The sequence below is a fragment of the Pleurocapsa minor HA4230-MV1 genome (assembly GCA_019359095.1).
In the GTDB taxonomy this organism is placed as follows: domain Bacteria; phylum Cyanobacteriota; class Cyanobacteriia; order Cyanobacteriales; family Xenococcaceae; genus Waterburya; species Waterburya minor.
The window spans coordinates 1-24927 of sequence record JAHHHZ010000020.1; the positions used below are offsets into that span (position 1 = coordinate 1).

Below are 24927 nucleotides of genomic sequence, written 5' to 3' on the forward strand. Positions count from 1 at the left end.
TGGTTGAGCATCTCTCTTTAAATGTTTGAGAATTTGTAATTCTACATCCATTGCTCTATCTGGCTTTTAGCTACTTATAGTTTTGATTCTTTTATTTTAATTCTCGGAGAGTGACATAAGAGGGATATGGTGATCAAAAGTAATTATTAAGGTCTAAATAGAGATCGCCTGTTATTAAAATCGCGATGAAAAATAAGTATTCAAAATTTATCAATCGCTTTCATCCCCTAGCTTGGCTAATTATTCTTACTTTCGCGCTCGTAATTTTTTTGGAGTATAGTACACCACCAGAGTATGTTTTTGGTTATTTGTATACGGGTACTATTTTGCTGGCTAATTATGGTTTAGGAAAAAAAAATATTTGGCAGATTACTTTAGCTGCGATCGCTTTAACAATCTTTAACTTATTTTTTCCTAACTTTGAACCCCACAGTCCTGCTACTATTGCTAATAGATTAATCACAGTAATAGCTTTAGCGGTAACAGGTTGGTTAAGTATTCGCAATCGTGATTATGAAGAAGCTGTTAATCGTTCCCAAGCTCAACTACGCACTCAAAAACAATTAGCTATTTTACGAGAAGATTTTGTTTCTACTTTAACTCACGATCTTAAAACTCCCTTATTGGGAGCGATTGAAACTATTAAAGCCTTTGAAAATGGTCAATTTGGCGCAATTACCCCCACCCAAGCCAAAGTTTTAACCATGATGAGCAATTCCCACCGCTCCAGCTTAGAATTAGTGCAGACTTTACTGGATGTTTATCGTAACGATACAGAAGGAATTCAACTCAAAAACGAAGCTGTAGACTTAAGTGCGATCGCATCACTAGTAATTAGTAATCTGATCGATCTAGCTACAGCTCGTCAAGTTTACCTTGTTTTGACTTACGGCGAGTCCAATTTTCGTTCTCGTTTTATGGTTAATGGTGATGCTTTGCAACTCCAACGAGTTTTTAATAATTTAATCATTAATGGCATTAATCATTCACCTCGTAATGGCAAAGTAGAAGTGCAATTAGTTAGCGATGGTAAGTTTCATATGATCAAGGTTATTGATGGAGGTAGAGGAATTACCACAACAGAATTGCCTTATCTATTTGAACGTTTTTATCAAGGAGGAAGCGATACACAACCAGCTAGTTTTTCTGCTCGTGCTTCGACTGGTTCTGGTTTAGGATTATATTTAGCTAGACAAATTATTAATGCCCATAAAGGTACAATTTGGGCAGAAAACCATTTACCTCAAGGTGCTATGTTTTGTTTTCGTTTACCAGCTATTTCCGAATAATAAATTTCTGAACGTGGAGTGGTTAATTATTGGAAATTGTAACCAAAAGATTTCTTTTACGAGACTTTATTCAAGAAGATGAACCTTTATTTTTCGCATATCGTGCCGATCCACGATCCGCTGAATTCTGTGCGCCAGAGAAATTAACGCCTAGCTATACACGGGAACTTCTAATCTTGTTTCACCAATGGGCAATTGAACAGCCTCGTCGCAACTATCAACTGGCGATCGCTAGCCGTCAAACTTCAGAGTTAATTGGCTGTTGTGGTTTGCGCCTTAAAGATTATAATTCGACCATAGCAGAATTTGGGATTGAATTAGCTCCTCAGTTTTGGAGTCGTTACGCATATGCGATTGAAGTTGGGCAAGCTGTGATTGAGTTTGGATTTAGAAATCTGGGTTTACAAGAGATTCGAGGTGTTACCATCAGTGCTAATATGCGTGTGGCACGTTTAGCGCAGCGTTATGGATTTATCCCAATTGGTAAGCATTCTAGTCCAGATTGGATGCTGGCGAGAGGATGGAGTCAAACTGAATGGCAACTTAAAAAAGAATGGTGGGAAAAAATATTTTATTAAAATTCTCTAAGGACTATTTGTAAGTGAAATAATTAGCTATGTTTTTTAACTTTTAATTTTTAATTTTTGACTTTTCCATGAATAATCTCCGCGTTTTGCTAGTAGAAGATGACGAACTATTTCGCCTCGGACTTGTAGTTAGATTACAACAGGAAAAAGGAATAGAAATTTTAGCAGAAGCGAACGATGGAGAAATGGCGGTTGAATTAACCAATCAATATTTACCTGATGTAGTTTTACTCGATGTTGGCTTACCAGGAATAGGCGGTGTAGAAGCTTGTCGTCAAATTAAACAATTACATCCTCAGATTCCCGTTTTAGTTTTAACTTCCCATTTCAAAAAACAACTAATTGAACAATTAATTGCAGCAGGTGCTTCAGGCTACTGTCTCAAAGGAATCGAAGCCGAAACCTTGATTTTAGCCTTACGTTCGGTTGCTACGGGTGCTTCTTGGTGGGATGCAGCCACAACCGCAGAAATTCGCTCTGCGTTTAAACCTACGCCAGTTCAAGAGGCTAAAGAAAACAATCCTTTGACTAGTAGAGAAACAGAAATTTTAGCTTTAATTGCAGCAGGAAAAAGCAATAATCAAATTGCTCAACAACTACATATTACTATCGGTACAGTTAGAGTTCACGTCCATGCGATCTTGCAAAAATTAGAAGTACGCGATCGCACTTCTGCTGCTATTATGGCAATTCAACAAAACTTAGTAACTCAAGCAGAATAATTCTTCAATTTGTAGAACTGATGCCCTAGTGTTTGATGCTGTTATGCTGCTTTCTCAAAATAGTTTCTAAAATTAAATAATTGCGATCGCTTACTGTAGCCTGCCAATGGGGTTCAATGATAATGGTGCCGATCTGTTCGACAATAATTGCTGCACCTTTGATACAGTCTTCTGGTTGTAAATCTTCACGGCGATAGATCTTGGCATCATGCCAACTATCAGCAGCAAACAGGGGAACTGATTCGATGGCTGTCGGTGATTCAGTCAATGGGCGAGTACGGGTGATAATTGCTTCTTCAGGTGTATCCATTGCTTGAACTAATTCTACAGAAGCCGATTCAATTACTAATTCCTTACCTGGTTGAATAAAACCGTAGCGAGTTTGATGTTCGGTGGCAAAATCTTGCTCCATGACTGCAAGATGGCTATTAAAGTTAATTGTTAAAGTTGAATCAGTTCCTAGATATTTCAGGTTTACTTTTTTAATTACTGTCGTATCGGGAGTTATATCTGTATCGATCGAGGAGGCAAACAAAGACTCTAGCTGTGGCATAATTTCAGGCTTGAGGATCATTTCTACCGACTCTACTTTAGTAGTACTGATATCTGCCAAACCAATACCATAGGCAGAAAGTACCCCTGCATAGGGATGAATCAAGATTTTACTCATGCCCAAGTTATCTGCAACTAAACAGGCTACCTGCGCCCCCGCACCTCCAAAGCAGCAAAGGACATAGCGGGTGACATCATAACCCCGTTGTAGACTAATCTTTTTAATCGCATTTGCCATGTTAGCTACAGCGATCGCCATAAAGCCAGAAGCAACCTGTTCGGGTGTAAGATTATTACCCGTAGCAGTATTAATTGTTGCTGTGAGTTCGGTAAATTTTTGCAGCACGATTTCTCGATCTAAAGGCTGATTGGCATCTTGACCAAAGACAGCAGGAAAGTATTGAGGCTGAATCTTACCCAACATGACATTAGCATCGGTGATAGTTAACGCTCCGCCACGGCGATAGCAGGCAGGGCCAGGGTTTGAACCACCTGATTCGGGGCCAACACGGTAGCTTGCACCATCAAAAGCCAGAATTGAGCCACCTCCCGCTGCGATAGTATGAATAGCTAGTACAGGAACTCGCATTCGCGCCCCAGCAATCTCTGAATCTAATTTTCGTTCGTATTCTCCTGCATAGTGGGCTACATCCGTACTTGTTCCCCCCATGTCGAAGGTGACAATACGCTTAAAACCTGCTCGCTGACTAGTTTGGACTGCTCCGACAATACCCCCTGCTGGGCCACTGAGAATGCTATCTTTACCTTGAAAATCGTTAGCAGAGACTAAACCACCATCGGATTTCATAAACATCAATTGAGTATCGGGTAGCCGATCGGTAATGCGGTCAATATAACGACGTAAAATCGGTGTTAGATAAGCATCAACGACAGTGGTATCTCCTCGACTTACCAGTTTCATTAACGGGCTAACTTGATGAGAGATGGAGATCTGAGTAAAGCCAATTTCTTCAGCAATCTCGGCTACTTGAAGTTCATGGTTTGGATAGCGATAACCATGCATCAAAACGATCGCACAGCAGTCAATTCCTGTTTCATATACAGCCTGTAGATCTTGTCTAACCTGTTGAGTATCTACAGGCTTTAATTCATTACCCTGAGCATCATATCGAGCATCAATTTCCAGCACGGATTCATACAGCATACTGGGGAGAATGATTTCACGGGCAAAGATATCGGGGCGATTTTGATAGCCAATACGTAGGGCATCTTTAAAACCCTTAGTAATTAATAATACTAGGCGATCGCCTTTTCGTTCCAGTAAGGCATTAGTCGCTACTGTCGTCCCCATTTTGACTACTTCGATTTGCTCTGTGGGAATCGGTTCATCAGAGGCAATGCCCATCATCGTTCTAATTCCTTGAATCGGCGCATCCTGATATTGTTCTGGGTTCTCCGAGAGCAGTTTATGGACAATAATCTGACCTTGTGGAGTTTTTGCCACGATATCGGTAAATGTCCCCCCGCGATCTATATAAAATTGCCATTGCCCAAGAGTCATGATGTATGAAATGTTTTAATGTTGGCTACAGATAGGGAAGTTGGGGAGTTGGGGAGTTGGGGAGTTGGGGAAATAGGGAAATAGGGAAATAGGGAAATAGGGGAGATTAATTTGTATTACTATTTTTGTATTTTCTCTACTTTACTCAGCATAAAGTAGAACTTTAAACTTGAAAAACTTATATTTATTCTCCAACAAAGCCGATTCAATTGGCAGAGGCTAAAATAGCGAAATCTTTACTCTATTTTAAATATTTTAAAATCTATGAAACCGCAACTATTTGCTGTAATTGTTCTGTTAACTACTATTGCTATGCCTGCTCAGGCGGAAAATTTGAGTGATTTAAACCAACTTTTAGGTAGTAAAAAATGTTCTCAATGCGATTTGAGTAATGCTGGATTAGTACAGGCAGATTTAATGGGTTCAGATTTAGCTGGAGCTAATTTGGCAGAAGCTAACTTGAGCCAGGCTAATCTTAAGGGTGCAAATCTTCAAGGAGTGGATCTTTCAGGAGCATCATTGTATGGTGCTAATCTAACGGGTGCTAATTTAGCGGGTGCTAATTTAACAGGTACAGATTTAAGAAATGCCTATGTAGATCGTGCTAACTTAGCGGGGGTAGATCTTGATTCAGCTCATGTAGATGGGATCAAAGGTTTGGCTGCCACGGCTGCTTCTGCCGAGCAGTTCCATCGTTGGGGTGTTCGAGAAGCTGAAAGTGGCAACTATCAAGGTGCGATCGCTAATTATCAAAAAGCGATTAAACTAGATCCTGAATTAGCTCCAGCTTACTTAGGTTTAGCAATCATTCAATATAATTTTGATTATCGAGCAGCAGCCCAGAAAAACACTCAAACAGCGATCGCTCTGTTTAAAAAACAAAAACATGAATTAGGTTTGCAAACCGCGAGTAATTTCCAGCAAAATATGAATCTAGTTCAAGAAGCTGAGAATAATGTAGCTAAAAAGGAAGGAGGACATGGACAAATAGGCAAGTTCATGGGTAGTGTTGGTTCTTTGCTGTTGCAGTTTTTACTATAAATTTAATTAAATAGACTGCGCTGTTGATTAGCTAGCTTTTAGCTCTTAGCTCTTAGCTTTTAGCTTTTAGCTCTTAGCTCTTAGCTTTTAGCTTTTAGCTTTTAGCTCTTGAAAGTTCAACTCATATATTCTACTGAACTAAAAAGCGCAGTAAGATTTAGATCATTTTACGGTAGGTAGATTAGGATCGCTGTAAGCAGGATTGGTAATAAAATCTTCATCGGTGAGACTTTGTAAAAAGGCAATTAAATCAGCAGTTTCGGCTGGGGTAATGGTAAACCCTTTAATAAAACCACTTTTATAGGGACTTGTGCTACCAACTCCAGCCCATTCTCCTTGAGTAATTGTCCTACCACCTGCTTGATAATGAGCGATCGCCTCTGATAAAGTCGCCACGCTACCATCATGCATATAGGGTGCTGTCAGGGCAATATTCCTTAAGCTAGGGGCTTTAAACCGTCCCATATCTTTGGGTTCTTGAGTAATTTCTTTGATACCGATGTTCTGCGGTGGATAACTACCATTACCGTCAATATTGTATAAACCCGTGTTGTGAAATGCTATTTGGGTAAATGCCATATTTTCGTGTTTGGCTGAATCACTGAAATTAATCCCACTATGACAGTGAAAACATTCTGTCCGTTCGCTATTAAAGAGCCTTTCTCCCCGTTTGGCAGCAGCAGAGATGGCGTTTGTTTCCCCTTGATAACGATAGCGATCGTAAGGAGAACGAAAGGATACGAGACTTCTCTGAAAACTAGCGATCGCTTTAGTCAAGTTATCTACATTGACTGGTTGCTCATCAGTAAAAGCCTGGTTAAACATTTGGCGATAGTTGGGATCATTTTGCAGCCACTGAATCATCTGCTGTTCTTGACCCACCATGCCCATTTCAATTGGATGTTCTCCAAAGATGGGAATTAATGCCTGATTTTCTAAGCTAGTGATTAAGGGATTTGCCCAAGTCAACACAGAGTTATAGGCGACATTGCCTAATCCCATAGAGTTGCGAGTATGAGATTCGTTAGTCGAACCTAGGGCTACCTGCTTACCATCAGTAAAAGCTAGAGACTGCTTATGACATGATGCACAGGAATACTTTCCCGTAATTGATAAACGAGGTTCGTAAAATAGATGTCTACCTAATTCGACTTTTTCAGCAGTCATCGGATTATTTTCGGGGACTACTGGTTTTGGTGTCCATTCTGGTAAATTCCAGTTATATTCGCTTGAAGCTGAAGCAGTTAAATGTCCATCCGTCGCCATCGCCTTGCTTAAACCTATTGACAAACAGATAGACAAGACAAAAGCTAGTAACAAGTGGAGAATGCGATCGCCCATATATAGCCGTACAAAGTTAGATGAGAACATTGATCGTAATCGGCTCGGAAATAGGAAATAGGAAGTAGGAAATAGGAAATAGGAAATAGGAAATAGGAAGTAGTATTTCAACAATGTCCTAACGTTTTTACGTATGGCTATAACAGTACTGAATAACTACGAACTAGTAAAATCTACAACACCTTACTTTAAATTTTCCACCAACCATCTATTCTACAAAAAAGAAATATTGCGCTGACTCTCCTGTATTACTGGAAGATAAATTTAGATTTTGCATAATTGGCATACAATCGCTATCTTCAGGAGAAGACATACAGCCATTAGGAGTATTGGCTTGATTGCTCGTTAAGTTGCTTTGAGCTAATAATTCACCTAAGTCAGCAATCACCACATTATCTTCTGGATTGAAATCTTCTAAGACAACCTGAGTACGATTGGGGTTAGCACAGGTAAACAAATTGCTTTGAGCTGAATCAGAACAGCCTGTACTACCCAGGTGAATTAAGTAGGCATTACTATTAATAGCTTCTGAGCTATGAGCAGAGCTATGTTCACCGTGGCTACTCTGATGGGTGGATTGAGTAGTACTATGAGCTTGACTGTGGGTACTCTGTCCATGTGGGAAAATACCTGCTTTACTACTATTTTGGTGGGTACTCTGTTCATTTACCTGAAGATTGCTTTGTCCACTTTGACTGTGACTAGTATTAGCCATGGCATTTTCTGTGGTTAAATCTACGCGCAAGAATTTATAGCCACCCTGCCAATTCCACCACATCGAAGTGAGATTCAAAGGAGACGGCGCGATCGCTGCATCGTCATGGTTTAAATTTTGTGGCACTCCCAAGGTAAACTGAAGACTTTGATAATCCCCTTGAGGTACTGTCCCTACGACAGTGGTGTTTATTTCTGCTGTACCATTATCACAAGCACTCTTTCCGTCTTCAAAATCTAACAAAGCCGTATTTTGATATTGCCATTTACCATCTTGTTGCAGTTTTAAAGGAACAGCATTCCCCTCTCGATCGATTAAAGCAACGTTAGATACATAAAAACGGAAATCTGTAGGGGTGATAGTTGATTTTTCTGTACCCACTCCTTGATAGCTTTTACCACAGACAAATTCCTCTTCTCCCACATAAGCAGCAAAGTTAATCGCGATCTCTTTGGTATCCGCTTGAGCGTGAGTAGCATTATAAGCACCAAAGGCGATCGCTGTGGCGAGTAAGCAAGTTTTTTGATTAAATGCAAATAACATTAATGAACAGAATAAATATTTAGTAATTTAGTAGTTTTTTAAGCTAAGGCGCTTATAGACAGTCTTTAATTCTAGGTAAAAAACATTACCATTGTCCAAAGACAGGCTGTAGAACTTAGTTTTTTAACAGCGATCGCCTATTGCTCAAACTCTGCTACCATTTAATCTGCCAATATCCTTTAGAGGATTGTTCTAACTCTGATTCGGTGAGCCATTCCACTGCTTGATAAGTACCAAATAAGCGATCCCACCAATCTACCCCCAAGCCAAAGTTATGTTCCCATTGATTGTATTTATGATGAACATAATGAACTGGCATCTTCATCCAAACGCATTTAGTCGGATTCTCATGTTGTAACTGATGAGCATAAGCTGAAAAAGCAGCGTACACAACACTTCCAACCACACAGCTGATGCCAACGGGAAGAGAAATAAAGAAAGCCAACATACTTAAAGGAACTACCATTGCATAATCTCTAAACTCCTGTAGCACGCCGTTAGCCGTATTTTCTCGATGGTGTTCGTAGTGAGGCACAATATCTCGTCCAAAGTGCGGGAAGATATGCATCATGCGATGCAGCCAATATTCAACAAAACTGGCGAAAATAAACGCCAACACAAACGCAATAATCAAGATCATAATACCAATTCTTTATAACAATGCACTAAATTAAATTTAACCCCTTTGCGTCTTTGCCCCAACAGCGCGATTATTCAAGGCGAAATGAATTCGCCGAATCTCGCGCTCAAACTAAGCGGGATAAACGTCTTGGCGCGAGATTTAAACTTAAAATATTAAGTGCAACCTCCCTGCAAATCAATTCAGGGAAATACTTACAGCATCAATAAACAGATTTTTTCTTTATATTTTCTTTATATTTGCATTAGAATGGTAGCGATATAGAGAAAAAAATATATGTTCACCAAACCTCAACTGGCGATCGCATTATACAAAAAAGAAAGCAGCAAAGTTCTAAATCAACCAAGAGTAAATCTATCTTTTGGGCTAGAAGAGATTATCCAAATCCGAGAATTAGATAAAAGACATACCCACGCCAACCCTAGAAAAGGTAGGTGTACGATGGAAGGCTGTAACAATCAGGCGACTCATTGGCTAACTCGCAACAATTCAGATTACTGTCAATCAGACATGGTGTGCCATAAAGACGCAACCATTTGGATGCAGGTAAAAGAGTTGATATCTGAATCATTTCTAAGCACAAATTAACTACAGATGATTAGCTTGGTAACTTTCATCTGCCGTCTTTTACTCATCTTGTTCTAATTCGCATTAATCGTGTTAAAACTCGCCGTAAATAGGAAAAATTATGACGAGTTATCAAGTTATGACCTTGAATTTCAGTGCGACTAGGCTGAAGCTGCCATAATTTCTACTAATTCTTTTAAACTGCCTATAGCAGCCTCCAAAAATTCGTCTCTTGTTTTTTCATAAGATTCCAGTAAAATTTCAACTCTGTTCCAATCTTGCTCAGTTTTACTACTTTTAAGGTTAATATCCCAAAGAATATTAATTAATTCCCTAGCTCGTATCACCTGCTCTAAATTATCAATAGCATCAATAATTAAATCGCAGAATAGTTCATTGTCATCACAGTTTGTCACAGTATTTTGCCTCCACACTGGTTAATTTAGAATAATAAAAAACTTTAAAGAGCTATTTGATTGATTAGCCAAAATAATTATTGTCTAAAATTTGTTCTAGCTCAATTGACATATTTCTCGGTATGTAAAACTCTATTTGACATAAGCTGACAGCATCTTGATAGAGTTTTGGATATACTTGTTCCAGATATTTTCTGAGGCAAGGACTGCATTGAATTAATTTTTTGATATCATTGCGAGAATTAGATACCATAGTCTGCCAATACTTATAATTGCGACCTTGTTCTAATTCCCAGTACTGTAATCTAAAGATATTCTCAAGCAATCTTTTTAAATAACTTTCTAGCGATTGCTTTTCTTGTTGACCAATATCATCAATATCAATTTCACTCAGGAGAATTAATAAATGATCCAAGTTCATAAGATTGTCTCGTTTGACTTTGCAAATTTTACTTCTCTAACCTAATCAATAGAAATTGCTCAAAAACTATAGTGAGTTAAGCTTGAGCCTTGTAATCGTAAAGCGATCGGATCAGGAGTACTGTAGGAAGCAATTTGTTCCCTACAGTCAACCTCATCGCTCAAAGAATACCAACTGTTAAGCTTTGCCAATCGCCACACAACTAGACAAAAAAACCTGGTTCATCTCGACGTTATAAATCGATACATCCTTCATCCCAATTCTCTTAGCTATCCCGCTCAAATATCCCTTGCGGTAGTCTGAGTTGAACCATTGGTAAGCGATCGGTTCAAAGTTATTTTCCCCATCTGATTCACCATCAGAAAAATTGCTGGTAAAGTCATAATCAAATTCTTGTCCAATTTCTTTCGCGTCAGCAATTGAGATATTAAGCATGTCTATTAATGAATCCATAATAATTAGTCTCTATATCAGAGAGCGAGTAGGTAATAAGGTAGATATTGCGATTTGTTCTTCAATCAACGTATTCCGTGTTCGGCGATCGCTTTAATAAAAGTTTTCTAGCTATAAATACTTAGCGATCGCCTGCTTCTATGCGAGTTTTTTTCTCTAGCTTCATAAATCCTTTATCTAAACTTCATAAGAACTTTATAACCGCAAAAACTGCAAATGCCCAGTAAAAATACGTAAATTTTTGCTTTTTAGTGAAAAAATCTTTAAGCAAAACGTCTGTATAATCACGTACATAAGGTTTTCGCGGTTTGAAAAGAAATAAAAATTAATAGCAAAAAAAACCGCATTTAGTTTTAAATTCGTAATTACTTAGATCGCTGTGGAGAAAATTGAAGAATTAAAAACCTAGAGCAATAATTTTCTTCCTACTTCCTACTTCCTACTTCCTACTTCCTATTTCCTATTTCCTCTAAAGCCTCGATTGTCTGTTGAATTTGAGCCTCAGTATGAAGACAGGTGATAAAAAAGCGTAACCGAGCAGCATCGTAAGGTACAGAGGGATATACCATCGGGTTAACGTTGATTCCTGCTTGATTTAAGAGTTGCGACAAACGTACTGCTTTATGGGGTTCGCCGACGATAATTGGAATTACGGGAGAGTCTTTACTGTAGCCTGTATTAAAGCCTTTGCTTTTTGCTAAATTGAGGCAAAATTTGGCTCTACTTTGAAGTTTAATCGCTCTTTCTGGTTCAGACTTGAGTAATTTAATCGCTGCTAAGGCGGCTGCGGTATTGGCAGGAGACATGCCCACGCTAAAGACAAAACCAGGGGAGGTATATTTAAGATATTCGATCAGTTCACTGCTTCCCGCAATATAGCCACCACAGCTTGCAAAGGATTTACTTAAAGTTCCCATCCACAAATCAACATCCGTTGCTAGCAGATGATAGTGTTCTCTAATTCCCCCGCCAGATAAACCCAGTACGCCGATTGAATGAGCTTCATCAACTAGGAGGAAGGTTTGATAATGCTGTTTTAAAGCAACTATTTCGGATAAGGGAGCAAGATCGCCATCAGTGCTATAAATACCCTCGATCGCAATTAATACCTTCTGATATTTTGTTCTTTCTCGGTTTAAGATTTCTGCTAAAGCCTGAGTGTCATTGTGAGGGAAATCAACGATCGTTGCTCCAGCTAGATTACAGCCTTCTTTAATACTGTTGTGACACAGAGTATCACAGATGATTAGATCCTGTTTGCCGAAGAGATGACCAATAGTGCTAACGTTGGTAGCATGACCACCTACATAAACGATAGCTGCCTCTGTGCCAATCAAATCAGCTATTTCCTGTTCTAATTCCAGATGGATCGGACGTTCTCCAGATAATACTCGACTGGCGGATACTGAAGTTCCATATTCGGCGATCGCTTGTTGGGTGGCAGCGATTACTGTGGGATCTCCCGACATACCGAGATAATTGTAGCTGGAGTAGTTAATTAGTTGGCGTTCGTTAATTTGAATTGTGTCTTGAGCAATGCCTTGATGCAGACTAAAGAAAGGGTTACCCAGTTTTTCTACCCGCTGGAGATCTTGTTTAAGATTGAGATATTCTGGGGTTAGTTTGAATTGGCTGTATTCGGGTTTAATCTCGATTTGCTTGCGAGTTGTTGCTGTAGCAGAAGATTTGACGACAGTTTGGGGTTTCTTGACAGTAGGAATTTTAGTTGTCACCTGCTGCGGGGAGCGATCGATAGTTGTTAAAGTAGTTGCTAAAACATTTCCGTCTAATAATTCTTGAGCAATATATGCTGTTAGTAATTCGACGTTGGGATAGTCAAAAGCAGCCGTCAAGGAAATAGCATTACCAAAGCTAGCCTGGAGATTATTTTTAAACTCTACCGCCATCAGCGAGTCCATACCTAAATCGGCAAACTTTTCCTGTGGATCGACATCTTCAGGATCGGCAAAGCCTAACACCTTGGCTATTTGTTCGCGGAGGTGGGATTGTAAAACATGATGCTGTTGACTGGGGTTGGTTTGAGCTAACTGTTGCAGAAAAGATGAAGTAGCGGTTTTGATTTTAATTTTTGCTTGTGGCTGTACTCTGGCAAAGAAAGGATTAGCAGGCTGTTGATTTAAAAAAGTTGCCCAGTCTACGGGAAAGACAATGGTTTGGGTTGCCTGTTGCTGCAATAATTGTTTAAGTACTTTTAATCCTTGTGGTGGTGCGATCGCAATTAAACCCTGTTGGCTCAATCTTTGCTGTTGTTCGGGAGTTAAACGGCTTGCCATACCTACTTCATCCCAGATACTCCAGTTGATACTTAATCCTGGTAAACCTTGGTTACGGCGGTAACTCATGAGGTTATCCATAAAGGCGTTGGCGGTGGCGTAATTACTTTGTCCTACTGCACCAAAGGCGGAGACAACGGAAGAGAAGCAGACAAACCAGTCTAGGGTCAGTTTTTCGCTGGCTTGATGGAGATTCCAAGTGCCTGCAACTTTGGGCTGTAAAACTCGCTGGAAACGTGACCAGGATAGGGTTTTTAATAGACCGTCATCGACTATTCCTGCTGCGTGAATTATGCCTTTGATTTTAGTTTGAGTCGAATTAAAATTTTCAAACAGATTAGTTACGGCTTCACAATCGCTAAGATCGATCTGGATCAGATCTACAGTAATACCCTGTTGCTTTAGCTGCTCGATCTCTTGTTGTGCAGATCTTTTAGGCTGACTTCTACCTAAAAGGATTAAATGCTTTGCGCCTTCCTCTGCTAACCAATTTGCCACCTGTAACCCCAATGCACCCATACCGCCTGTGATTAGATAGCTGCCGTCGGTTTTAACTACCTGATTACTAGCAGGCAATGATATTACAACCTTGCCGATGTGTTTAGCTTGTGCCATATAGCGAAAGGCATCATCGGCTTGCTGGATGGGAAAAACCTGGTGGGGTAAAGGCTGTAGTTTACCGTCTACAAATTGCTGTCTTAGTTCAGCAAACATACGGTTAATTAAATCTGGATCTTGACGAGAAACCTCTAATAAATCGAAAGGAAAATAACTAATATCGGCTCGTTGTTCAGCCACCTGTGATTGATTCCAGATGCCTACCTTGCCAATTTCCACAAATCGACCATTAGACGCTAGAATCGCTAAATTCTGGGGAATAAAATCTCCGTTAAGACTATTGAGGATCAGATCTACTCCCTTACCACCCGTTAACTGCATTACTTCTTCAGCAAAATCCAGATTACGGGAATTCATCACATATTTAATCCCTGAAGCCTTAAGAAAGTCCCATTTACCCACAGAAGCCGTAGCGTAAACCTCTGCACCTATCTGTTGAGCGATTTGCACCGCAGCTTGTCCGACACCACCCGCAGCCGCGTGAATTAGAATCTTATCTCCAGGTTTAATTTTAGCTAGATGATGTAATCCGTAGTATGCCGTTAAAAAGGTGGTGGGGATGGTTGCAGCTTCGGTATAGGTGAGATTTTTGGGTTTAGCGATCGCAAATTGAGCCTTGACGATTACATGACTACTTAAACTACCCACTGCTTGAGCAGCAATTACTTCATCTCCTACCTGGAAATTAGTTACCCCTTTGCCGATTTCCACTACAGTACCGACACATTCTCCCCCAAAGGGTACTTCTGTGGAGTCAGTAAATCCCATTGCCTGGAGATATTCTTTTAGTACTCCCAAGGCGTTTAAAACATCCCGAAAGTTAACGCCACTAGCAGCTACTGCAATCTCAATTTCTCCCTGTTGAGGGGATTTGCGCTGCATGGGTACTAGAGTTAGATTATCTAATGTGCCATATGCCGACAGTTGCAAACGAAAAGGATTATTTAAAGTATTGTCTTGAGGAGTTAGTCTGGCGACATATCTTTGTTGATGATGATACGCTACTTGAGTTTCACCATCTGAGGCGAGTAATTCTGATAAGAGAGAGGGCATATTTTCTAGCTGTAAACTGTCAAAATCAAGCAAATTACAGTGCAACTGAGGATATTCTTGCCCAATTGTACGTCCTAAGCCCCAAACTCCTCCTGCTAAATTATTAACCGCTTTGAATTGAGTTTGCTCGGTAATGATCGTTAACTGCGTCAGATTAAGCCGTGCCTCTGTTACAGACTGCATTAAATAAAAAATTTCGGCAAAATTGCGATTGCTTAAGGGATCTTTCTGATTAGAAAAATAAGCAATTCTTAAATTATTACTAGGCTGATAATCAATAGCTTGCCATAAACTCTGCCAATCTTCTGGCTGATAAGGATTAATCGTATATAAGTTTGCTTCAACTTGGTTAAAGCGATCGCCAAAAATTACTGAAATACCAGCCAATTGCTGAGTTAAAGCTTGAGATAGTTCGTTATCTAAAGCAAAGATGAGCCAGTAGTCATTATCTACCGTTTTTGCTGATTCACTGTGGATTAAACTCTTATGTGACCAATTTATTTCATATAGCCAGTTCGTAGAATCATTTTCGGCTACGGTTGGGATCTTGAGCAGTTTTTGAAGCGATCGCCAGCTAAGATATTGGAGAGATAAGTTGTTAATTTCGGCGATTACTTGACCTAAATCATCTGTCAAAACTAGATCTGCTTGCAGAATTTGCTGATTGTCTCTAGGTTTAATGGTTACATGAGTCCAAACTCGATCAACATTAGCTTTAGCCAGACTGAGAGATTCAATGCCAACGGGTAAGTATACTCCTGAGTCGGATTCGACAATCCCAATTAGCTGTAAGCAGGCATCTAGTAAAGCAGGATGAATTTGATAGTCACTAGCTCGATCACTCAAATTATCTGGTAATTCAACATAACCTAAAACTTCTTGTTCCCCTTGCCAAATCTGTTTGATACCCTGGAAACTAACGCCGTAATTTAATCCTTGCTTACTTAATGACTGATAGTAATCAGCAATTTCTGCTTCTCGTAGCTGTAACTTCGATTGCAACTGGGGCAAGTTTAAGTTTTTAGTTAATTCTGCTGCTGGAATACTGACTGCTACTTCGCTATGAAGTATAAATACATCACTGTTTAACTCACAGCTAAAAATTTGTACCTGATAAGCTGAATCGGCGACAGAAGATAATACCGTCTGAAGCTGAGTAGATTTGTCATTCAAAATTAAAGGCTGATGAATGATAAATTCCGTTAGTTGTATGCTATCTGCATAAATATATTTCCCTGCTGCTAAAGCCATCTCTAAATATGCCGTCGCGGGAAAGACAATTTCACTTTCTAAACGATGATCTGCCAGATATTCAGGAGTATGAGCATTAATTTGTCCGATCCAGCGTATTTTTGACGTTCCCGCTAAAGTTAGAGGGTTGCCCAACAGGGGATGTAATTGCTGCTGATGAGCATCTTGTTTTGTCCAAAACTTAGCCCGATCCCACCAATAACGTTGACGTTGCCAAGGATAAGGAGGCAGCTTAATTCCCTGAACATTAACCTGATTGAATTTCCGCCAATTAATTACTATTCCCTGATGATATAACTGGGCGAGGCTATTGAAGATTACCTGTTCATCAGGTTGCTTATTAGATAAACTCGGTAGGAAAATCGGCGCATAATCTGCTGTGGCGGAAATAGTTGCACCAATACTACTAAGAATTGGCTTCGCGCCAATTTCGAGAAAAATATCGATTTTTTGCTGCAATAAAAACTCAAAGCCATCAGCAAAGTTAACTGGTTGAATAATATGCTCAATCCAGTAATCGGAAGTAGTAATTGATTCGTCCGCTAGCTGTGCCGTAACATTGGAAACTAAAGGAATTTGAGGCAGATGATAGGTAACAGATTCCGCTACTTTGCCAAAATCTCCCAGTATCGGCTTCATCAAAGGCGAATGAAAGGCGTGAGAAACTTCCAACAGAGTGCTACGAATATCCAGTTGAGCCAGCTTATTTTCAATTACAGCTAAAGTGTTAATATTTCCCGCAATCACGGTATTTTGCTGATGATTAATCGCAGCAATATTTACTTCTCGATCGTAGCTAGCAATTAATTCGGCAATTTTCGCCTGGCTACTAAACACAGCTAGCATCCCTCCTGATGAGGGTAATTGCTCCATTAGCCTGCCTCGATTAGCAACTAGCTTTAAACCATCCTCCAAACTAAAAACACCTGCAATACAGGCAGCAACATATTCCCCAATACTGTGTCCCGCCACATAATCGGGTTGAATACCCCAAGCTAGCCACAATTGCGCCAGGGCATATTCCACGGCAAAAATTGCAGGTTGAGTATATACAGTGCGGTTAATTGCTGGTTGAGGATCGCAACAAGACGTATCTGATAAAGAGAAAATTATCCCTAATAAAGGTCGATCTAAATACGATTCCAAAATAGCTGCACAACGGTCTATTGTCTGCTTAAAAATAAACTGAGTATGATAAAGCTGCTCACCCATACCCACATATTGCGAACCTTGTCCAGTAAACAGCCAACAAATTTGCTTAGTTTGATTACTAACAGTGCTAAATCTTAATCCCGTCATTTCTTGGTTAGTCACAAAAGCTGTCAACTGCTGCTGTAACTCCTCTGAGGATTTAGCAATACAGGTTAAACGCTGATTAAAATGACTTCGCCGTTGTTGAGTCGCAGCACAAATATCTGCCAAAGAGCGATCGCAATCTGGAATAAAACTAAGATAACTTTGCGCCAATTCCTGTAGAGCAGATTTACTTTTAGCCGATAAAGTCAAAAGATTTGCTCTCCCTATCTCCCTATCTCCCCCATCTCCCCGACGCGAAGCTATATGCGAAGCGGTATCCTTTAGGAGTCCTTTAGGGCATTTCCCCAACTCCCTATCCTCAACCCCTCCCATGACAATATGCGCATTCGTCCCCCCAAAGCCAAAGGAATTCACTCCCGCAATTAATGGCTTGTCGGATGACCAAGGAGTCAATTCTGTTACTACCTGTAACTTAAGATCGGCAAAAGCGATCGCGGGATTTGGTGTGTGAAAATTTAAGCTAGGAGGAATCTGCTTATGCTTAAGCGCCAACGCTACCTTAATAATTCCTGCAATACCTGCTGCGGTTTCAGTATGACCAATATTAGTTTTAACCGAACCAATTAAGCACTTATTTTCAGGCGATCGCTTTTGACCTAAAACTGCCCCCAAAGCATTAGCCTCAATCGGATCGCCAACTTTTGTCCCCGTACCGTGCGCCTCGACATAATCTACCTGAGCAGGATCTAGCCCCACTCTTTGATAAGCTTCTCTTAATACAGCTTCCTGTGCCTGGGGATTTGGTGCTGCCAAACCGTTACTCAAACCATCCTGATTCACAGCACTACTCAAAATTACGCCATAAATATCATCCCCATCTGCTTCAGCCTGGGACAGAGGTTTTAATAGTACTAAACCAGCCCCCTCTCCTCTAACATAGCCATCCGCATTCGCATCAAAGCTCTGACAACGCCCCTCACTAGACATAAATCCGCCTTTGCTAAAGCCCACCATAATTGTTGGCAACAGCAGCATATTTACTCCCCCTGCTAAAGCTAACTCCGATTCTCCTGTCCAGATACTTTGACAAGCTAAATGAACCGCTACCAAGGAAGAAGAACAAGCAGTATCCACCGCTAAACTAGGCCCTTTAAAATCGAAGCTATAGGAAATACGATTAGCTGCAATACAATTGCCCGTACCCGTTGTCGCGTAGGGTTCACTCACAGGCTGTTGCCACATCATGATCGAATAATCATGAGTCCCAATCCCAATAAATACTCCCGTTTTACTACCCTTAAGATTTTCAGGAATTTGACCTGCATCTTCTAAAGTTGACCAAGCAACTTCTAACAAAAGACGTTGTTGCGGATCCATTGTCACTGCTTCTTTGGGGGCGATCCCAAAAAATTGCGGATCAAAACGATCTATATCCTCCAGGAAACCACCCCAGCGAGTATTAGCCTTCCCTGGCTTACTTTGATCCGCATCGTAATATGCATCCACATCCCACCTAGATTTAGGGACTTCAACTATCCCAGTTTTGCCATCTCGGAGCATTGACCAAAAAGCCTGGGGATTCTCTGCGCCTGGAAAACGACAGCCAAGACCAATAATTGCGATGGGTTCTAGTTGCATGGTTGACAGTAGTGGGATTGAAAACTAATTAACTGTCGTGTAGATTAGCATATCTCTAAGTTTTAGTAATACCACAAGGGGACATGTTAAGTAGGTGGGTGTAATTAAATTGGAAATGAGGTTAGGGAGTAACGAGTAACGAGTAACGAGTAATATGCGGAGCGGTATCCTTTAGGACAAATAGCTCTAAAGGTAGGGGTTTGATCAATTATTTTGCCTACCTAATTAGTAATTAGTAATTAGTAATTAGTAATCAGTAATCATAATCCCCAATACTCAATCCTTTCTTGCAGCCAGCCCGACTTTTTCCAGTTGGCGATCGCCCGATTGACTTTAGTCCGTAATTCTTGATACTGCAACCCTTTAGGCATTACTACCGCTAATGCAGCACCAGATAACCTTTCTGGTAGTAGTTGATAGTCAGGATATTCTTGAGTTAAACCAGTAAGTATGGAGCGATCGCCAGCAAAAGCATCAACCTGATTAGTTTCCATTAATTCTAAGGCTGCTGCATAAGAATCTACCCCAACTAAAGTAGCATTAGGTAGTCGATTCTGAATTACGGCAATAGTAGCAGAATTATTAAGCACTGCAATTCTTCTGAGGGCGACACTATCTACATTTTTAATCTGCTGATTTTTAGTAACTATACCTGTCCCGTCTAAATAATAATAAGGACTAAAATCAACAATCCTACTCCTCGGAGTCGTCACCACCACTCTAGCGATCGCCAGATCTACTTCGTTGGTTAAAATTACCTGTAATCGTGCTTGATTCTTAACTGGTAAAAATGCGATCGCTGTTGGATCGCCTAACAATTCTGTCGCTAACTTACGAGCAATATCAATTTCTAAACCAACTAAATTACCACTCTTATTGGTAAAACCTAAAGGACGCAGATTATTTTTGACCGCGACTTTTAACTCTCCCTGGGATACAATTTCTGACCATTCCCTTGCAGCAATTGACTGTGGCGTAATCGTGAGGAAAGCGATCGCCAAGCTAGTTGAAGATATCGCTGTAATTAAATTTAAAAGCCGATGTTTCATTATGCTGTCAGGTTTATTCCCTCAAGCAAATCTAGCACCTGATGAGGATTTTGAAGAATAATTTGTTTATGCTGATACTGCGCTAATTTAGCGATAATCTTTGAACGATGTATCCGAGGGAAATTCCAGACGTATTAAATAAAATCTCTATTTAATCTTTCGGGACAGTTAGCTGCCATATCTGGTCTGTTTTTGCCAGGATACTTTAAATATCTTTGGCACACTCTCCACAAACACAAGTAGCGATTAAAATTGCTACTTTCTGCATCATAATCACCTCTGCGTTATCGGTAAATTAAAAGCGCGAAACTCGGCTTCATCATTAAAACCGAGTCTCTGCAAAATTAATCGCCATTCAATTAAACTTTGAATTTAACAAAAGCTATTAGCTAAACGGGTTCAAATCCCCTCTTCTATCTCGAAAAGATGAAGAGTTTGAATCAATTAATAGTCTAAATCTACTAATTAATAAGCTAAAAGCTAAGAGCTAAGAGCTAATAGCTAACCGTTTCGCGGTTTAATTCGCTGATTGAGCTACTTCCACTACTTTAGTAAAGGCTTCAGGATCTACCATTGCTAGTTGTGCGAGCATTTTACGATTTAAACCCACTTCCGCTTGCTTAAGCTGGTGAGTCAACTTGCTATAGCTCAAACCATTCATTCTGGCTGCTGCATTAATACGGGTAATCCAAAGACGACGAAAATCGCGTTTACGTTTACGGCGATCGCGATAAGCATTACGCAATGCTTTCATCACCTGCTGGTTAGCAGTACGAAATAGTTTGGAATGAGAACCACGGAAGCCTTTAGCCAGCTTAAGAATTTTTTTACGACGTTTGCGGGCGACGTTACCCCGTTTGACTCTACTCATAGTTAATATTTATGGATCTTATTCAGTGAACATTAGCAACTAAATTTAGCTGTAAGGCATCATCGTGCGAATTGCTTTTTCATCAGTCTCATGTACTACTGCCATATTAGATAGGCGACGGCGAGTACGCTCTTTGCTTTTACGCTCTAACAAATGATTTTTGAACGCCTTGCGACGCATGATTTTCTTGCCGCTACCAGTAATGCGAAAACGCTTGGCAGCAGACTTTTTGGTTTTTAGCTTAGGCATGAGCTACAGATAATTAAACACAATTTATAATTGTACCTTGTTTTACCTAGATCTCCAGCAATCACTGATTATTTTGCTCAGAACAGTCTCTACTCAAAAAGATCATCAAAACAAAGTGTTTCCCTATCTCCCTATCTCCCTATCTCCCTATCTCCCCATCTCCCTATCCTACCTAACGTCAAATTATGCTTTAATGGCTGGGATAGTCATCATTAAAGTGTCTTATGGCTCAATTCACTATCTACATTGCGGTAACTAGTCATGGCTTTGGTCATGCTGTACGAGCAGCGACGGTGGCAGAAAAACTACAGCAGTTGCGCCCTGATATTGCTTTAAATTTAGTTACTGTTGCACCAGAATGGTTGCTCAAGTCTTATATCAAAGGGAACTTTGTTTACCGCCAGCGAGTTTTTGATGTGGGCGTAATTCAAAAAGACAGTCTGATTATGGATCGACAGGCTACCTTGAGTAAAATGCGAGAGATCATGAGCCAGCAAGAACAGATTATTGCTGAAGAAGCTCAATATATCCAGGAGCATAAGATCGGCTTGATTTTGGCAGATATTCCTGCTTTAGCTGCACCCATTGCTCGTGCTGCGGGTATTCCTTGCTGGATGATGAGTAATTTTGGCTGGGACTTTATTTATCGTGATTGGGGATCAGATTTTGCAGAAATCGTCACCTGGATGGAAAACTATTATCGTAAGAGCGATCGCCTATTTCGTTTGCCTTTAGCCGAGCCGATGAGCGCCTTTCCTCACCACACGAATGTAGGCTTAACAGGGAGTAAACCCCAATTTAATCACGACGAATTGCTTCAGCGGTTTAACTTAACCACACCTTTAGCCAAGACGATTTTGCTGACTTTTGGGGGCTTAGGTTTGCAGTCAATTCCCTACGAAAATTTAGCGCATTTTGCCGACTGGCAATTTATTACTTTTGATCCCAAAGCACCCGATTTGCCCAATCTTTTGAAAGTTACAGATCAAACTCTACGCCCTTTAGACTTTATGCCCTTCTGTGGCAGAGTAGTCTCTAAACCAGGCTACAGTACTTTTTCTGAGGCTCTATGTTGCGATACGCCGATTGTTTCACTAACTCGTGAAGGATTTGCCGAAGCACCTGTATTACTTAACAGCATTCAAGATTACGCTCAACACCAGATTATTACTACCGATGAATTCTTTACAGGTAACTGGGACTTTCTCCATCAACCCCTGCTTGCCCCGCGTAAAACCGAACGTTTATCAAAAGATGGCGCAACAGCGATCGCTCAAGAAATTTCTGCTTATTTTTCCTAGCATAACCTGAGTTCGGGTTAAGCAGATTGAGGTAAAAGCCAATCAAGACGAAAGCTAGGTTTTTTAGGTTGATGACAATAAGCGATTAATCCGCATAGAGCATATATTTTAATTAAACAACTAAATTGTATTAATTACAGCTAATACTTTTAACCAAGTTTTAGCCCCATAGTGAACAGTAAGTCTAGCAGTTTTATCTGGCATCAATAACTTAACCCAAGACTAAAGTTTGAGAGGACTTATATCTTTCGTTGAGCTAGGAATCGAAACTTTTGTCAGATGTTTATTCTTGGTTAAAACTCTATTCTAAAAACAGAAGGAAGGCAAATAAGCTTAACCTTCAGTTCAAACAACAATATCTCAAATCAAGGAGAAAAATAATGTCCAAAATCAATAACCACGGAATAGGTATAAACAAGATTAACTTGGCTATAGATTTACAAGAGCTTACTTGTGAACAGGCTGCTGCCATTCAGGGTGGCGCTAAAATAACACTATATGAGGATGCAAATTTTCAGGGGGTTAGTGATACTATAGAGATCGGGAGGAGTGGTGAGATAATTAATTTAACTGACAATATTTTAGCTGGCGATATTATTCGTTCTCTCGGCAATGAAGTATCATCATATAGAATTGAATCTGGTACATTTAGTTTGTGGAGTGACCAGGACGCAAGTGGTAGAGGTCTTGTCCAATTAGGCCCAGGCGAAGGCAACCTGGATTCTGGGATGAATGATATTGTTTCCTCGGTATCCGTCGATTTCGCATAGACACATTCTAGCTATTTTACTTCCTTCCCAGTCTAAGATTACCCATTATCAAATAGTTCAATCTCTAGTTTTGGGGAGTAACAGCATAAATATTCTTCAGGCGGGATAGGAAGTAGCTTTGTTTACTATTCATAGTGCGATCTGGTGCGATCGCTCTCTAATTAGTAATCAGTAATCAGTAATTAGTAATCATCACTCTATTTCCCAAGAATCAATCATCTTCTCTACCGTCGGATAAAATTCGGCAAATTTTTCTTTTTCGGCAATATAAATAGCAATATAAACCTGATTATTTTTAATCATAAAAGATTCCATCTGCTGCAACTGTAAAGATCCCTGTTGGCGAGAGTAAATCACGGTTCGAGCAGGAGAGTTATCAATAGTAGTTTTAAAATCTTGGTACAGTTTTCTCTTGCCATTTTCAGTCTGATTAAGGCGATTCAAAACAGTCTGACTATATCGTTCTAGATTAGTTGGTTCAGAAGACAAGTACTCCACTGCAAGATAAACTTTTTCCGCAAATAAATCGGCTTCTGTTTCTTTGGGAGAGGTAAAAACAACCACTTCTCCTGTAATGGGATCGTCTATTTGTCGCTCAGACCAAGTTTGAGGATAGTCAAGGGAAAATTGATAGTCACTATTAATATAATTTGTATACTCGACCAAGTTTTCCTCAGAATTTTTATTTAGACCAACAAAAATAATTACTGAAGCGACAATAAAAGGTAAGGAGAGTAAAAACCAAATTATTCCCCGAACTGATTTAGGCGGACTTATTCGTTTTCGAGTTTTGCCTGTAGATTTAATTGATGATGATTTTTGAGGCAAACGAAAGCCATCAGCAAAAGGTGGGGGAAAAGTAACTACATTTTGCTTAAAATCTAGTTCATTTAAGACTTCCGTTGCCGATTGATAGTAATCACCAGAAGTCTTGCCCACCATTTTATTTAGTATCCTAGCTAACTCAGGTCTAATATTTGCCTTGGGAGAAGGATTTAAGTTAGTTAGATTGTGAGAAATTACTAGATTTGATTTTGCTTGAATAGATTCTGACAAGATACCAGTCAGGGCATAAATAATTGTTTTGCCCAAGGCATGAATATCTGAACTAAAATCTGATTTTGCTGGCTGAGTTTGAGGAGAGAAATCTGGATTAAGTACTTGTTTTGAGTTTTTATGCTCAAATAAAATAACATTTTTGATCGCTGCGAAATTGGTCAGAAATTTTTGACCATCTACATGCTCGATTAAGCTTGAAGGCTGAATATTCAGATGAGCCACGCCCAACTGATGAATAGACTCCAAAACTCCTAAAATTTCCCGTAGCCAGCTTAAAGCCTCTGCCTCATTGATTAATGCATCATTGAGCTTTTGCGCTAAAGTTATCCCCTGAATATATTCCCGAACCAAATAAAATTCGCGATCGCATTCAAAAAAAGCCAAGAGTTGGGGAATCTGCGGGTGCTGACTCACCTTCATCAAAACATCACCATGCGCCACAAATGTTTGCAGGACTTTTTGCCAAGATTGTGTGCCTAAAATTTCCTGCTCGTATTGTGGTTGCAGTTGCTCAATTTGGCATTGCTTTGGATTGCTTGGCGCTAAATCCTCCGCAAGATATGATGTACTCCAGTCGTTTTGAGTGATCTGCTGAACAATACGATAGCGATCGTTCAGGATCTTACCAACTATTGACTTCATTCAGGTTTAACTACGCTCGTAGTAAAAAATAATCAAGATTGATTGATATCTATTGTAACTAAAACA

The 24927-nt window shown here is 39.9% G+C and carries 19 protein-coding genes; 7 read left to right on the plus strand and 12 right to left on the minus strand.

Going from position 1 to position 24927, the window contains the following annotated elements; genetic code table 11:
* Positions 1 to 185 precede the first annotated feature (185 nt).
* The 3 genes from KME09_10755 (at position 186) to KME09_10765 (ending at position 2598) form a co-directional block, all read left to right on the plus strand.
* Positions 186 to 1289, plus strand: a complete 1104-nt coding sequence (locus KME09_10755) for a HAMP domain-containing histidine kinase (protein ID MBW4534402.1) — start codon at positions 186 to 188, stop codon at positions 1287 to 1289.
* A 29-nt stretch (positions 1290 to 1318) separates the two neighbouring features.
* Complete coding sequence (locus tag KME09_10760) at positions 1319 to 1867, plus strand: GNAT family N-acetyltransferase (GenBank protein MBW4534403.1); 549 nt, start codon at positions 1319 to 1321, stop codon at positions 1865 to 1867.
* A 77-nt stretch (positions 1868 to 1944) separates the two neighbouring features.
* Positions 1945 to 2598, plus strand: coding sequence for a response regulator transcription factor (locus tag KME09_10765; GenBank protein ID MBW4534404.1), 654 nt, complete (start codon positions 1945 to 1947; stop codon positions 2596 to 2598).
* A 25-nt stretch (positions 2599 to 2623) separates the two neighbouring features.
* Here the strand turns inward: KME09_10765 and KME09_10770 are convergent, their stop codons facing one another.
* Positions 2624 to 4672, minus strand: coding sequence for a hydantoinase/oxoprolinase family protein (locus tag KME09_10770; protein ID MBW4534405.1), 2049 nt, complete (start codon positions 4670 to 4672; stop codon positions 2624 to 2626).
* Between the two features lie 264 nt (positions 4673 to 4936).
* Here KME09_10770 and KME09_10775 point away from each other — a divergent pair, with 264 nt between their 5' ends.
* Positions 4937 to 5713, plus strand: coding sequence for a pentapeptide repeat-containing protein (locus KME09_10775; GenBank protein ID MBW4534406.1), 777 nt, complete (start codon positions 4937 to 4939; stop codon positions 5711 to 5713).
* Between the two features lie 162 nt (positions 5714 to 5875).
* On the opposite strand, the gene KME09_10780 is transcribed toward KME09_10775, so the two are convergent.
* From KME09_10780 to KME09_10790, 3 genes are all read right to left on the minus strand, one after another.
* Positions 5876 to 7054 (minus strand): di-heme enzyme, encoded by a 1179-nt coding sequence (locus KME09_10780; GenBank protein MBW4534407.1) that lies wholly within the window; start codon positions 7052 to 7054, stop codon positions 5876 to 5878.
* Between the two features lie 208 nt (positions 7055 to 7262).
* Entirely contained in the window at positions 7263 to 8312 is a 1050-nt protein-coding gene (locus KME09_10785; protein MBW4534408.1) for a metallo-mystery pair system four-Cys motif protein, read from the minus strand.
* A 154-nt stretch (positions 8313 to 8466) separates the two neighbouring features.
* Positions 8467 to 8952, minus strand: a complete 486-nt coding sequence (locus tag KME09_10790) for a sterol desaturase family protein (GenBank protein ID MBW4534409.1) — start codon at positions 8950 to 8952, stop codon at positions 8467 to 8469.
* A gap of 276 nt (positions 8953 to 9228) precedes the next feature.
* On the opposite strand from KME09_10790, the gene KME09_10795 reads away from it, so the two are divergent.
* Positions 9229 to 9540, plus strand: coding sequence for a hypothetical protein (locus KME09_10795; GenBank protein MBW4534410.1), 312 nt, complete (start codon positions 9229 to 9231; stop codon positions 9538 to 9540).
* 140 nt (positions 9541 to 9680) lie between these two features.
* Here KME09_10795 and KME09_10800 read toward each other — a convergent pair whose 3' ends face one another.
* The 7 genes from KME09_10800 to rpmI all read right to left on the minus strand — a co-directional run bounded on the left by KME09_10800 (position 9681) and on the right by rpmI (position 21089).
* On the minus strand, positions 9681 to 9935 hold the full coding sequence (locus tag KME09_10800; GenBank protein ID MBW4534411.1) for a hypothetical protein: 255 nt from the start codon (positions 9933 to 9935) through the stop codon (positions 9681 to 9683).
* A gap of 64 nt (positions 9936 to 9999) precedes the next feature.
* Positions 10000 to 10356, minus strand: coding sequence for a DUF29 domain-containing protein (locus tag KME09_10805; protein ID MBW4534412.1), 357 nt, complete (start codon positions 10354 to 10356; stop codon positions 10000 to 10002).
* A gap of 177 nt (positions 10357 to 10533) precedes the next feature.
* On the minus strand, positions 10534 to 10791 hold the full coding sequence (locus KME09_10810; protein MBW4534413.1) for a hypothetical protein: 258 nt from the start codon (positions 10789 to 10791) through the stop codon (positions 10534 to 10536).
* A gap of 464 nt (positions 10792 to 11255) precedes the next feature.
* Positions 11256 to 18920, minus strand: coding sequence for an aminotransferase class I/II-fold pyridoxal phosphate-dependent enzyme (locus tag KME09_10815; protein MBW4534414.1), 7665 nt, complete (start codon positions 18918 to 18920; stop codon positions 11256 to 11258).
* Between the two features lie 260 nt (positions 18921 to 19180).
* Positions 19181 to 19969 carry a transporter substrate-binding domain-containing protein gene (locus KME09_10820; GenBank protein ID MBW4534415.1) on the minus strand — a complete coding sequence of 263 codons (789 nt, stop codon included), beginning with the start codon at positions 19967 to 19969 and terminating at the stop codon, positions 19181 to 19183.
* A gap of 517 nt (positions 19970 to 20486) precedes the next feature.
* Entirely contained in the window at positions 20487 to 20840 is a 354-nt protein-coding gene (gene rplT, locus KME09_10825) for a 50S ribosomal protein L20 (GenBank protein MBW4534416.1), read from the minus strand.
* Between the two features lie 45 nt (positions 20841 to 20885).
* The gene (gene rpmI / locus KME09_10830; GenBank protein MBW4534417.1) at positions 20886 to 21089 is read right to left on the minus strand and encodes a 50S ribosomal protein L35; all 204 of its coding nucleotides are present in this window, start codon (positions 21087 to 21089) and stop codon (positions 20886 to 20888) included.
* A gap of 224 nt (positions 21090 to 21313) precedes the next feature.
* Between rpmI and KME09_10835 the strand changes: the two genes are divergently transcribed.
* Together KME09_10835 and KME09_10840 are read left to right on the plus strand one after the other, a co-directional pair.
* Entirely contained in the window at positions 21314 to 22390 is a 1077-nt protein-coding gene (locus KME09_10835) for a glycosyl transferase (GenBank protein MBW4534418.1), read from the plus strand.
* Between the two features lie 380 nt (positions 22391 to 22770).
* Complete coding sequence (locus KME09_10840) at positions 22771 to 23160, plus strand: beta/gamma crystallin family protein (protein MBW4534419.1); 390 nt, start codon at positions 22771 to 22773, stop codon at positions 23158 to 23160.
* A 192-nt stretch (positions 23161 to 23352) separates the two neighbouring features.
* Here the strand turns inward: KME09_10840 and KME09_10845 are convergent, their stop codons facing one another.
* Positions 23353 to 24861 (minus strand): hypothetical protein, encoded by a 1509-nt coding sequence (locus KME09_10845; GenBank protein MBW4534420.1) that lies wholly within the window; start codon positions 24859 to 24861, stop codon positions 23353 to 23355.
* Between the last annotated feature and the right edge of the window lie 66 nt (positions 24862 to 24927).